A 13,214-nucleotide genomic window follows, 5' to 3' on the forward strand; every position below is an offset into this window, starting at 1 on the left:
CCGCAGAACCCGCAAATCTGATAATTACCCATGCTACACGTTTCCCACTTTCTACATATCTTCTTGCCACGAGCATAAACACCTTTAGCGTTATAAGGACGGTAAGCATTTATGAGAGAAATATAAGGATAATGTATAACGTGAAGCTTATACTTTCTTATATTTATAAAAAAGCGACGTGATCCGGTTTCCCGAGATACGCCGCCGCTTGTATGGTTGTTGTTGTTATCATAACGTTGCAGTTAGGAAAGTTTGCCGTAAGCCGGGTTCTGTGCTCGTCGTGGTTCAATCGGGAACTACCCTCCCACCATAAGCGACAATCATCTATCTAGGCCGTACATTACTGCACAGCTCCAGCGACCAACCTAGACGCGCCTCAGGCTAAGGCTGCCTATTCCAATAAAGGAATCTGCTGCGTCTCATTAGGTCTTGCTCCAGATGGGGTTTACCAGGAACGAAGTCACCAGCGTTCCTCGGGGTCTCTTACACCTCGGTTCCATCCTTGCCTGTGCCGCCCTAAGGCGGCCATCGGCGGTCCATTTCTGTGGCACTATCCTTCGACTCGCGCCGACTGGACGTTATCCAGCATCCTGCCTTATGGAGCCCGGACTTTCCTCCCGTGACGTCTTCACGTCACCGGCGATTGTCTGTCAAACTTTCCGAACAACATTATATATTATACAGACATCACCTGTCTGGCACAAGCATTATTAAATGGCAATTTTATAGGAACTTAAATGGCTCCGTATTCACCTGCGAAGCATGTACAGCTGTATCGTACTTATGCTCCACCAGTTTCCCAGTCATCCACTCTGCTACTTTCTCTTTCATGATCTTCTCTGCATTATGTCCTGGATCAATCAGAGTGATCCCAGCGAGCACGGCATCCTGTGCTGTATGGTAATCAAGATCTCCCGTAACCAACACATCCGCACCGCGGAAAATAGCACTGTTATAATACTTTCCACCCGAACCGCCGAGAACAGCCGCTTTACGAATTGGACGATCCAAATCACCCACAACACGTACATGGTCAACTTTCAGACCTTTTTTTACCGTCTCAACGAATTGCCCAAGTGTGGTAGGCTCTTTGAGCTTTCCAACCCGCCCAAGCCCTAAACTGCGGCCTTTAAGATCCATCGTGTACAAATCATAGGCAACCTCTTCATAAGGATGAGCCTTGAGCATAGCCTGTACCACTTTATTGCGGATATTGTGTGGCACGATTGTCTCAATACGGATCTCCTCAGCACGCTCCAGCTTCCCTTTTTCCCCGATATAAGGATCTGTGCCTTCTCCCGGAATAAAAGTCCCGTATCCCTCGATATTGAAGCTGCAATGACTATAGTTGCCGATTGCCCCTGCTCCTGCATTCAAAATGGCATCCAGTACCTTCTGATGATGATCCTTCGGCACAAACACAACCAGCTTTGACAATTGCTCGGAATGAATGTCTTTAATAGGCACTCCGTTCTCTATACCAAGAGCTTCCGCCATCCAATCGTTCATTCCACCTTCGGTAACATCCAGATTAGTATGACTGATGTATACCGCGATGTCATTTTTAATCAATTTTTCATACATTCGGCCCATTGGAGTGTCTGTTTGAATCCCTTGCAGCGGACGAAAAATAATCGCATGGTGGGCAATGATTAGATTACAGCCGAGACGAATTGCCTCTTCAACGACTTCATCGTTCACATCCAGTGCAACCAGTACATTGGTTATTTCTTTCTGTAAGGAACCTAGTTGCAGACCGACTTTGTCCCAATCTTCAGCTAAATGCTTTGGAGCCAGCTGCTCCATATATTGAATTACTGTTTGTCCTTTGGCAAGCATTGCAGCACCTCCGTAATCTCCTTGATCTGTTCTCGAATTAATTTTCGTTTATTCTCCGCAGATTCGAGTTCTGAACGTGACAATGAAGTAAGAATGCCTTCCAATTTTTGAACCTCTCCCTGCCATTTGGCAAAAAACACTTCATTCGGTGCTTGAATCAGAAAAGGTCCCATCTGTAGCAAGGTATCCTGACCACGAACCATAGCGGAATCGCCTAACGTTATCTCTCGATATACATTGGCATTTGTAATTCCGGCACCTGCATCCTCTGGTACAGCTGTTAATACTTCATATAACTTGCCGTCTTCTTCCAGAATACTTTCAGCGGTAAGAACCCATTCATTATTTAACAGCCAGCGGCGCAAAATATCCTCGCCCACATTCGGTTGAAGTACCAGTGTTGTAACATCCTTAAGCTTGCCTTGACTCTGACCACGGTCTAAAATCGAGGCAATTAAAGCCCCTCCCATGCCAGCGATCGTGATACAATTAACTTCACCAGGTTCCAGTACCTCAAGGCCATCTCCTCGACGCACCGAGATTATCTTCCCTAATCCGGCCTCTGCAACGCCCTTACAAGCAGCATCAAAGGGACCCGGGTTTACCTCACCTGCTACTGCGAATACAGCCTTACCGCTTTCTACAGCAGCCACAGGAAGCAGAGCATGATCAGAGCCGATGTCTGCCAACCTGCTTCCTTGCGGAATTTGTTCCAGCAATTGCTGAAGTCGATCTGATAATTTCACATTGTTCATGTTGCCACCCACGTTATCCATTTTTTTCGAAACAAGAACAGCAGGGCCAAGCCTACCGCAATTTTTAAAATTAGCATAAACGAAATCCACTGTGGATAATCCTGCCTCAATAAAAGAGCATCGAGTTCCGGCATCATCCATAGTGATACTCCCACTGCAAAAAAAACACTGGCAACGCCTTTAACTTTGTGATGTAATAGCCAGCTCAGCCACACCATCATTACACAGAGTGGAAGCCATAAGAGCTCAAGCTCTAGCATCGAAGCCTCAGGGCGTTTTCCACCGAAGAATCCCGCATATAATAAGGCCCAAAAAGCATAACCGCAATACTGCAGCAAGCCTATACGGAGCACAAATCCCAGAATGCACCATAACAAGCCACAAGCCCCAATCAGAATCGGTCTCCAGAGCTGAGGATCAAGATCATGCAAAGCAATCAGCCATAGCCCAAAACCAAGCAATAACACACTGCCCAGCCCCGCCAGGATAAGACTAATAACATGATTTCGGTTCCTGTAAACCGCTGAGTATCCATAACAAATAATTAATACGGATAGTGCTGTTGCAAGTTGCAAAGGCCAGGGAAAAACGCTAAAATAAAGACTAATCAAGAAAATCAAGGAAATAATTCCAAAACCAAACAGCCAAATTTTGATGTTTCCCTGCTGTAGATTCTTCAGCGAAATCGGATTGTTATCCTTCGCCGCAGCTTCATCATCATACAGGTTGGTTAAGAAGTCACAATATTGCTCTGGCAGCAATTTGTTATTTCTCCAATACTGTATCTCTTTTATAATAATTTCGCGTTTTTCCAAATTCACTGGCTCATCCTTCTTTCCAGATACACAAGGTCAGCACTTTTAGGGTCGTAATTCAAATAAAAGAACCTCCTGCTACTGAGCAGCAGAAGGTCCAGTTCATGAAATACTATTCAAGGAAATCCTTAAGCCGTTTACTGCGGCTAGGGTGACGAAGCTTACGTAATGCTTTAGCTTCAATCTGGCGAATCCGTTCGCGGGTAACACCGAACACTTTGCCCACTTCTTCAAGTGTTCTCGTCCGGCCATCATCTAGGCCAAAACGCAGACGAAGTACATTCTCTTCACGCTCCGTGAGCGTGTCCAGTACATCCTCCAGCTGCTCCTTCAGCAGTTCATAAGCTGCTGCATCCGCAGGAGCCAAGGCTTCCTGATCCTCAATGAAATCTCCCAGATGTGAATCGTCTTCTTCACCGATCGGTGTTTCGAGCGATACTGGTTCTTGGGCAATTTTCATGATTTCTCTAACTTTCTCAACCGTCAGCTCCATCTCAGCCGCAATTTCCTCTGGCGAAGGTTCACGTCCCAGTTCTTGCAGCAATTGACGAGAGACACGAATCAGCTTGTTGATCGTCTCAACCATGTGTACAGGAATACGAATCGTACGTGCCTGATCCGCAATCGCGCGGGTAATGGCCTGACGAATCCACCAAGTTGCATACGTACTAAATTTGAACCCTTTGTTATGGTCAAATTTCTCTACCGCTTTGATCAGACCCATATTACCTTCCTGAATCAAATCAAGGAACAGCATACCGCGTCCAACATAACGTTTAGCAATACTTACTACAAGACGTAGGTTCGCTTCAGCGAGACGACGTTTGGCTTCCTCGTCACCATTCTTAATACGCATAGCAAGCTCTACTTCATCGTCAGCCGACAACAGCGGAACGCGTCCAATTTCTTTTAGATACATACGGACAGGGTCATTAATCTTAATCCCTGGCGGCAGTGACAAATCATCATCAAAGCTGAACTCATCGCCCTCTTTGTCTTCATTGTCCTCATTTGGCCGGAGGCTGTTAACCTCCTCATCGTTCTCGTTTACAACTTCAATCCCCAAATCACTGAGTTGTTCATAGAACTCCTCCATTTGCTCGGGGTCTTGATCAAACGGCGATAATTTCTCCATAATATCTTTGTATAGCAATGATGATCTTTTCTTGCCTTGCTCAATAAGCTGATCCTTAACCTGATCCAAAGTAAATTCTGCTTCCAATTCAGTATGCTGATCGTTCGCCATAATTCGACTCCCTCCTCCCTAGGTACATCCTGTCAACATTTCATTGTCTCTCTAGGGCTATAATCTCACTTGCTATTTGTGCCGCACGCAAAAAGTCACCTGACTTTTCCGCCTGAATCATCTCTTCACGCTTTTGATCCATCTTGCGCTGCAGTGGGTATTTCCGTACTTCACGGATACAATCATCCAGCACCTGCATATTCCAGTCTGGAGGTGTATCCATCATGGAAATTGATGTAGCAGTTTTCTCTAGACGATCATCCTGAAGCGATGATAGAAACCGACTAATGCCGGGTGGTTTGCCTTGCGCGTAATAGGCATATAGATAAGCGGCAATTGCCGCATGATCATCGATGTTGAAATCTTCTCCGAGGCGTTCGCCCACATACGTGGCAGCTTCCGGGTCCTGAATCATAAAGGACAGTAGACGCCGTTCCGCGACATGATAAGCGGGCAGCAAAGTTGGTGTCTGCACTTGCCCTTTTTTATGCCTACCATTATTCCACCTTTTGTCGTTATTATCCCCTTCAGGGATGTTTTTTTGCATCGATGCCCTAAGTAAATTACAATCCTGCTTCAAACTATCATATGAAAGTTCCAGCTCAGAAGCGATTTCCCTTAGGTAAACCTCTCTCTCTGTCGAGGAATGTAACGAAGCAATGACCTCCAAAGCTTCTTTGACGTAGGCAATTTTGCCATCTTCCTCTAGGAGTATATGGTTTTTTTTCAGATATATAAGCTTAAATTTTATGGATGAAACCGCTGAATCAATAACTTGATCCATAAACCTTTCTCCACCATGCATTGAGATGAATTCATCTGGATCGAGCCCGCTTGGCAGTAAGGCGATCTTTACACGCAAGCCACTGCCTTCAAGCATTGGAATGGACTTCATAGCAGCTGCTTGTCCTGCCCGGTCACCGTCATAAGACAGTACAATTTCATCGGCCAGACTCTTCATCAGTGCTACATGACTTTCAGTTAAAGATGTTCCCATTGTTGCTACACCGTTATGCACACCTGCTTCCCAGGCCGAAATGACATCTCCGTATCCTTCAAAGAGGACGATTTGCCGCGTTTTGCGGATGGATGCTTTGGACTGGTGCAAATTGTATAAAATCCGGCTTTTGTTAAACAATCTACTCTCTGGAGAATTAAGATACTTGGGTTGTCCTTCACCAAAAATTCTTCCGGCAAACGCAATCACCTTGCCTGTGCGGTTCGCAATCGGAAAAATAATCCGACCACGGAAACGGTCTATATAGCCTTTACCCTCACCTCGGGCAGACAAGAGTCCACCTTTCTCCATCTCAGCAAGGTCAAAATTCCGTTTCTCCAAAAATTGTAGCAAAGTATCCCAGCGTTCCGGAGCATATCCGATCTGAAACTGGTCAATCATTTTATCGCTGAAGTTCCGGGCTCTTAAATACTCCATTGCGGCTTTGCCGTGTTCCGTATTCTTCAGCAAGTAATGATAAAACTTTGCAGACCATTCATAAGCTTGAATCAACCGATCGCGTTCCGGATCAGGAGGAGACATTAGGCCTCCCTTACCTTCAGGAACGGGAATATCACTTTCTTCAGCCATTATTTTGACGGCTTCGGGGAAGGTTAATCCTTCGATTTCCATCCTAAATTTGATGGCATTTCCACCCATGCCGCAGCCAAAGCAATGAAATACTCCCCGGTCGGGGGTAACTGTAAAGGAAGGGGTTTTCTCCGAATGGAACGGGCAGAGGCCCCATAAATATTTCCCCTGCTTGGACAAATGGACTACCTTACCGACTGTATCGACAATATCATGACGTGCAAGCACGCTTTCGATAACTTCTTCCGGAATATTCCCGTGTCCGCTAGCCACTTCAACCACCTTCAATTCTTAACAAATAAATATAATTCGCTATTGCTCCACATTCTCCTGCAAAAGTATTAAAAGTTTTGTCATTTTATGTTGAAAATATATTTTTTCTTCTGCCGTTATAGGTTTTGGACCCTTAGAATAATGTCCCCGTCTTCGTTCCACGGCCCTGGCATGCCTGCCTTCCAACATAAAATCCATTTTGGAATCGTCATATTCCTGGCCACGAAAAGAAAGAACACTGCAACGTTTCCCGAGTGCAAGTGCTGCAAGTCCATAGTCCCCAGTCAATACCACATCTCCTGCAGAAATATGATTGGCAATATATAGATCGGCGCTCTGATCTCCCCGGTCCACCTGCACAACCGTTACACCCTCTTCAGCTTTCAGTGCATGGTCATAAGAAGATACCATCAGTACCGGCACACCAAAGGCGCGACCAACTTCAGCTATCTCTTTTTTGACCGGACAAGCATCCCCATCCACGACTATAGTTCTAGACCGGGACTTCTTCTCCATGATCATCACCAATTTCCCGTGTAATATATATACGCCCTTACCGCAAGAAATCCTTCTTTCTATGCATAAATACGGAACGGATGTCAAATGACGCATTGGCACCGTTCCGTATATTTATACCCCAAACCAACATTCTATACCATAAGACACAAACTTTTCTTATAGATGTTGTTGAAAAAGCTGTCCTTTAATCAAATGTCGAATCTTGAATTCAGCCGGGAACTCCGATGCTCAGTCGTTTACCAAACGAGCTTGCCAAAATCAGCAAACGCCTTGGAGTCAGCATCAATACCAGCTAGCAAAGCTAAACGGTTAGCACGTACCTGCTCATCCTCTGCCATAACCATAACGGAATCGAAAAATGCTGTAACAGCATCTTTTAGACCCGAGAGAATACGGAGTGCTTCTTCGGCATTATTCGCGGACATCGCTTCAAGATACGGTGTGTGTAATTCCTGCCATGTCTTGTATAGCTTCAGCTCAGCATCTTCTTTAAGTAAAGAAGGATCAATCACTTCGCTGGTTGCTTTAGCTGCCAAATTACTGACACGAGTGAGTGAATCTACTGTAATTTTAAAGTCTGCTTGGTCTAACACAGCACCCATAAGCGCACGGCTTCTGCCCACAACATCTACCACGTTGTCAAAGCCAGCTGCTGTAACAGCGTCCACAACATCATAACGTACATTGTCGGATAAAAGTCGTTTAACACGCAGACCGAAGAACTCGTACAGGTTTATACGTAGTTCATCGTCAGAATGTTTCGAATTCCCTGAATTTTTATGAATTTCAATCGCTGCTTCAAAAATCTCGCGCAGCGTAATCGGCAATTTATGCTCCAGCACGATTTGAACAATCCCTGCAGCCTGGCGACGCAGTGCGTAAGGATCCTGTGAGCCTGTTGGGATAATACCGATAGAGAAGCAACCTACAATCGTATCGATCTTGTCCGCAATGCTGACAACTGAACCGGCATCTGTCGATGGTACTGCATCACCCGCGAACCTTGGCTGATAATGCTCAAAGATTGCTTTTGCCACAGTTTCAGGTTCTCCTGCTTTGCGTGCATAATCTTCACCCATGGTGCCTTGAAGTTCTGGGAATTCATAAACCATTTGAGTCACAAGGTCGAATTTGCAAATATCAGCAGTCCGACTTACTTCAGAAAGGGTTATATCAGACAATCCCAACTTTACAGCAAGACGATCGGAGATTTGGCGAATACGACGCACTTTATCTCCAACACTGCCAAGCTCTTCATGGTAGACGATATTCTCCAATTTGGCTAGTGCATCATCAATCTTCATCTTTTGATCTTCTTGATAGAAGAATTTGGCATCTGATAGACGAGCACGGAGTACCTTCTCATTACCCTTAGCAATAACATCCAAAGATACTGCATTCCCGTTACGCACCGTTACGAAGAAAGGCAGAAGTTTGCCCGCTGCATCAAATACCGGGAAATACCGCTGATGCTCACGCATCGAAGTAATCAACACATCCTGTGGAATGTTCAAGAAAGATGGGTCGAAGGTTCCGAACAACACGGTTGGTGTTTCAACTAGGAACAGTACTTCCTCCAAAAGATCCTCTTTGATCGCAATCGTCCAGCTTTTTTCTTCAGCCAATTGATTGATTTGTTTCAGGATCAATTCTTCCCGTTCCTTCACGTCTACAAGGACATGCTGCGCACGCATGATCTCAACATATTGTGCAGGCTCCGAAATTACAGTCTCTGTACCCAGAAAACGATGTCCACGGCTCACATTACCCGCTTTTACATCCGTAATTTCCAAATCAATAATATCTTTCCCGAAAAGAGCAACTAACCAGCGGATCGGACGCACGAATTTAAAATCGTAAGCTCCCCAACGCATGTTTTTCGGAAAAGTCATCGCATTTACGATCCCTAAAAGACCTTCAGAAAGCAACGAAGCTGTCTCTACCCCAGCACTATTTCTAGTAGCATAGATATACTCAACTCCAGCAAGCTCTTTGAACGTAAATTGCTCCGGAGATACACCCTGACTACGGGCAAACCCTAAAGCAGCTTTGCTCCAGTCCCCGTTTGCATCCAGTGCGATTTTGCGTGATGGTCCTTTGACTTCTTCGCTGATATCCTCTTGCTTCTCAGCCGCATCCTTAACAAAAACAGCGAGACGACGTGGCGTTGCATAAGCAGTAACTCCAGCATGGGTAATCCGTGCAGAATCCAACCACTTGGATGTTCTATCTTGCAGCTGTTCCATCGCAGCGCGGATAAAACGTGCAGGAATTTCCTCCAGACCGATCTCAAACAGGATATCTTTAGACACGGTCAGCACCTTCTTTCTTCAGCAGCGGGAAGCCAAGCTTCTCGCGTTCCTCAAGATATGTTGCCGCTACAGAGCGGGCAAGATTACGCACTCGGGTAATAAATCCAGTCCGTTCAGTAACACTGATGGCTCCACGTGCATCCAGCAGATTAAAGCTATGTGAGCATTTCAACACGTAATCATAGGCAGGGAACACAAGATGCTGCTCCATCGCTCTACGCGCTTCTTCTTCGTACATGTTGAACAGTGAAAATAGCATTTTTACATCAGATACTTCAAAGGTGTAAGTAGAATGCTCAAACTCCGGTTGATGAAAAACATCACCATAAGTCATGCCGCTAACCCATTCAAGATCAAATACATTTTCTTTATCTTGAATGTAGGATGCTAGCCGCTCCATTCCGTAAGTAATTTCTACGGCAACTGGATTGGCCTCAATTCCACCGACCTGTTGGAAGTACGTAAACTGAGTGATTTCCATACCATCTAGCCATACTTCCCATCCTAGGCCTGCACAACCCAGCGAAGGGTTCTCCCAGTTATCCTCAACAAAACGGATATCATGCAAGAGCGGATCAATGCCGAGTGCTTTCAAACTATCCAAGTAAATCTCTTGAATGTTATCAGGCGATGGTTTGATAATGACTTGAAATTGATGATGCTGATACAGACGGTTCGGATTCTCCCCATAACGTCCATCGGATGGGCGACGTGAAGGCTCTACGTACGCAACTCTCCATGGTTCAGGACCTAGTGAGCGTAAAAATGTCATAGGGTTCATCGTGCCGGCGCCTTTTTCAGTGTCATAAGGCTGTACGATAATACAGTTCTGTTCAGCCCAGAACTGCTGCAGCGTCAAAATCATCTGCTGAAAGTTCATAATACCGTCTCCTTCGCTTTACAAGTTTTTTAGTTCATCTTGCTTAAAACTTCTTACCATGGAGGCGGCATTTTTCGCTCCTGACAGCAACAAAAAACCCCCGCCCCCATGCCTGATTAACAGACATAGGGACGAGAGCTTAACTTATTCTCCCGCGGTTCCACCCTACTTGATTCCAACCCTTGATTCAGCAATATCACTTGCTAAAGACAAGAACGAAATCCACTTTCATTCGCCGTATCCGTACTCCCGGGTGCCATGTTCATGAACATTGTCCCGCCAGGCTCTCACTACCCCCAGCTCGCTGAATCGCGACAATATCGCTCATTACTTTCCCGATCAATGCACGTTCTCCCGAAGTGGAGCAAAACGGCGATAATCTTATAATTAAACTGTTCCTATAGTAACGGAAAAATCAGATTTCGTCAAATCTTGTACTTGTCGAGCTGATCCAGGAAATTCTGTGATTTTAGCTTTAATCCAAGCTGCACATCCATAAAGGCACGCATAATTTTTTTTAGCTCATCACGGCTGCTTTCTTTGACATCCACATTCCCTAATCTAGTTAGATCAAGTCTGGCGAATAAGCGTAGTAATTTCAACGCACGAGCAGAGACCTCCATTGCTGGAGGATCATTATGTTTACAGCTGCGGCAGAGTGCTCCACCAAGGCGAGGGCTTATCAGCAGTTGTTCATCAGGCTTTTCAGCTCCACATATCACACAGGTGTCGAACTCTGGACCATAACCGGCTGCTTGCAAAATTTTCATTTCATAAACATTTATGATAACTCCAGGTTCCTTATCTTCTTCAAGTGCGTTCAAGCAGGCCGTAAGCTGGCGAAACCAGAAGCTCCCCGTCTCCTCATCATGCAGGACTTTATCAAGCAGTTCACAAGCGTATGATGCATATGCTGCTTTAATCAAATCCTCACGCAGAGGATGGTGAGACTTCGTGATCTCGCCGGAATTCAGCGTCCCAAGACCTCCGTTATTTCTAAAAAAAACAAATTCCCCGACGGTGAACAGCTGGATCAGGGCAGCATGGCGGCTCTTAACCTTCTTAGCACCTCGTACCAGAACTCCTACTTTCCCGGCGTTCTCGGTGCAAAGCGTAATAATTGCGTTCCCCTCGCCGTAGTCCATGCTGCGGATGACGATCCCTTCCACCCTGTGTAGCATGCCTCTTCCCCCAACCATTCGGCAAGCAACCAGTCCTTATTGCGCTTCTTCATCACAGACCTTCTCTTCTTCCACTAGCTGTAATCCACTGTCTTCAAGTGGATAGCCAGCTTCCTTGTATAGCAGGTAAGCATCGACGTCTCCTGTCATTGCAAAATACTTCCACGAAAAGTTTCGCATTCGTATTCATCCTTTCTTGGGAAAGACGATGTCTCTTCAAGAATTAGGATGTGCGATGAGCCAGGTTCTATCCTTGCAATTCCTGCCAAACGAGGAATGACGGATAAAGATCTTAAAGGTCTTTATGGAAGCCCAAATCCCGCAGAACGCGGTCCTGATTACGCCAGTCTTTTTTCACTTTTACCCATAGCTCCAGAAAAATCTTCGAACCCAAAAGGTTCTCAATGTCTGTCCGAGCGCGTCTTCCAACCTCTTTCAGCAGCGCACCTTGCTTACCGATAATGATCCCCTTCTGAGAATCACGTTCAACAAAAATAACGGCAGACACATGCACAACACCATTCGGCTCAACCCTCATATCTTCGATAGCCACAGCAATGGAATGCGGTACTTCTTCGCGCGTCAAATGCAGAATCTTCTCACGAATTAGTTCTGCGCACACAAATTGCTCAGGGTGATCCGTAATTTGATCTTCTGGGTAGTATTGCGGACCTTCTGGTAAATACTTAGCGACTTGCTCTAACAGCGTGTTAACATTGCTACCCATCTTAGCAGAAATTGGAATGATTTCAGCAAAGTTATGCAGCTTGTTGTACTGAGCCATAAGTGGGAGCAATGCTTCCGGCTCTATTTTATCGATCTTGTTGAGTACAAGAATAACTGGCGTCTTAAGTCCGTTTAATTGCTCAGCAATGTATCGGTCTCCACCGCCCAAACCATCTGCAGCATCCACAAGGAACAGCACAGCCTCAACTTCACCCAGCGTGCTCATTGCAGTTTGGTTCATGTAGTCGCCTAGCTTGGACTGTCTTTTATGAATACCTGGTGTATCCAGGAACACGATTTGCGAATTATTCGTTGTATAGACCCCATGGATTTTGTTTCTAGTGGTCTGTGGCTTATCCGACATGATTGCAATCTTCTGTCCAATAACCTGGTTCATGAGTGTCGATTTGCCTACGTTCGGTCTGCCGATAATTGCGACAAAGCCTGATTTGAATTTCATATTATCTTCCTTCCATACTTTCCTTCTAGTTCAATCTTTTTCAATCATTCAATCTTTTTTAAAGCTTTTTCGATCCCCCTAAATCCCCCTTAGCCAAGGGGGACCCCAAGGGCCCCGGCCCTCTGGACACCCGGAAATAGGCGTACCTGCAACGTTCGGCGGGATTAGAAACGGTCGTGCATGAGCGCTTTCGTCCCCTATCGGGGACATGCTTCACTGTCGCTTATTCACACGGTTCGCATTAAGCTCACCATGGATAGAGATTACTGAGATGATTGGCTTTAGGCTGTGTTACAAGTAACCTTACGTAATTAGAATCGCTGGCGGCGTTGCCGCGGCGCTTACCTCGTAATGTTACTCTAACAACACATAATTTGCACGATTTTAGCCTAACTTGATTGTTAGCGCACACTTTTAATTGTATTTTGTACAACTAATTTGAGTTTGAGTTATGCTTTTGGTGTTTTAGTTGTATTCTGTGCAATTAAATCCTGTCTTAAGAGCCAAATATGGACTATATCATAAATTTAATTGCACTATCTGCAACTAAATTCATTTTTGTGCGAAAGAGTAGCATTAACTGTACATTGTGCAATTAAAGTAGCAACCTTCGTCTAACT

General features: G+C 45.3%; 11 protein-coding genes and 1 other RNA gene. All 12 read right to left on the reverse strand.

Going from position 1 to position 13,214, the window contains the following annotated elements; all coding sequences use genetic code 11:
- Positions 1-243 precede the first annotated feature (243 nt).
- Positions 244-659, reverse strand: an RNA gene (gene rnpB, locus MKY19_RS23270) — RNase P RNA component class A.
- Between the two features lie 64 nt (positions 660-723).
- Positions 724-1,839 carry a Nif3-like dinuclear metal center hexameric protein gene (locus MKY19_RS23275; protein ID WP_076284780.1) on the reverse strand — a complete coding sequence of 372 codons (1,116 nt, stop codon included), beginning with the start codon at positions 1,837-1,839 and terminating at the stop codon, positions 724-726.
- Entirely contained in the window at positions 1,815-2,585 is a 771-nt protein-coding gene (locus tag MKY19_RS23280) for a class I SAM-dependent methyltransferase (protein ID WP_339804474.1), read from the reverse strand. Before MKY19_RS23280 ends, MKY19_RS23275 begins: the two co-directional genes overlap by 25 nt.
- A 5-nt stretch (positions 2,586-2,590) precedes the next feature.
- Positions 2,591-3,415, reverse strand: coding sequence for a hypothetical protein (locus MKY19_RS23285; RefSeq protein ID WP_339798000.1), 825 nt, complete (start codon positions 3,413-3,415; stop codon positions 2,591-2,593).
- 106 nt (positions 3,416-3,521) lie between these two features.
- Positions 3,522-4,655: an RNA polymerase sigma factor RpoD gene (rpoD, locus tag MKY19_RS23290; RefSeq protein WP_042130309.1), complete on the reverse strand. Its 1,134-nt coding sequence runs from the start codon at positions 4,653-4,655 to the stop codon at positions 3,522-3,524.
- 40 nt (positions 4,656-4,695) lie between these two features.
- Complete coding sequence (gene dnaG, locus MKY19_RS23295; RefSeq protein WP_339798003.1) at positions 4,696-6,516, reverse strand: DNA primase; 1,821 nt, start codon at positions 6,514-6,516, stop codon at positions 4,696-4,698.
- A gap of 39 nt (positions 6,517-6,555) precedes the next feature.
- Entirely contained in the window at positions 6,556-7,032 is a 477-nt protein-coding gene (locus MKY19_RS23300) for a DUF188 domain-containing protein (RefSeq protein WP_042194373.1), read from the reverse strand.
- A 239-nt stretch (positions 7,033-7,271) separates the two neighbouring features.
- Positions 7,272-9,347 (reverse strand): glycine--tRNA ligase subunit beta, encoded by a 2,076-nt coding sequence (glyS, locus tag MKY19_RS23305; protein WP_339798007.1) that lies wholly within the window; start codon positions 9,345-9,347, stop codon positions 7,272-7,274.
- Positions 9,340-10,227: a glycine--tRNA ligase subunit alpha gene (glyQ, locus tag MKY19_RS23310; RefSeq protein WP_042130314.1), complete on the reverse strand. Its 888-nt coding sequence runs from the start codon at positions 10,225-10,227 to the stop codon at positions 9,340-9,342. Before glyQ ends, glyS begins: the two co-directional genes overlap by 8 nt.
- Before the next feature lie 425 nt (positions 10,228-10,652).
- Positions 10,653-11,408 (reverse strand): DNA repair protein RecO, encoded by a 756-nt coding sequence (gene recO, locus MKY19_RS23315; protein WP_042190931.1) that lies wholly within the window; start codon positions 11,406-11,408, stop codon positions 10,653-10,655.
- 36 nt (positions 11,409-11,444) lie between these two features.
- Complete coding sequence (locus MKY19_RS23320; protein ID WP_076117313.1) at positions 11,445-11,588, reverse strand: YqzL family protein; 144 nt, start codon at positions 11,586-11,588, stop codon at positions 11,445-11,447.
- Positions 11,589-11,700: 112 nt separating this feature from the next.
- Complete coding sequence (gene era, locus MKY19_RS23325) at positions 11,701-12,594, reverse strand: GTPase Era (protein WP_042190933.1); 894 nt, start codon at positions 12,592-12,594, stop codon at positions 11,701-11,703.
- Between the last annotated feature and the right edge of the window lie 620 nt (positions 12,595-13,214).

The sequence above is a fragment of the Paenibacillus sp. FSL R5-0744 genome, assembly GCF_037972555.1.
In the GTDB taxonomy this organism is placed as follows: domain Bacteria; phylum Bacillota; class Bacilli; order Paenibacillales; family Paenibacillaceae; genus Paenibacillus_AQ.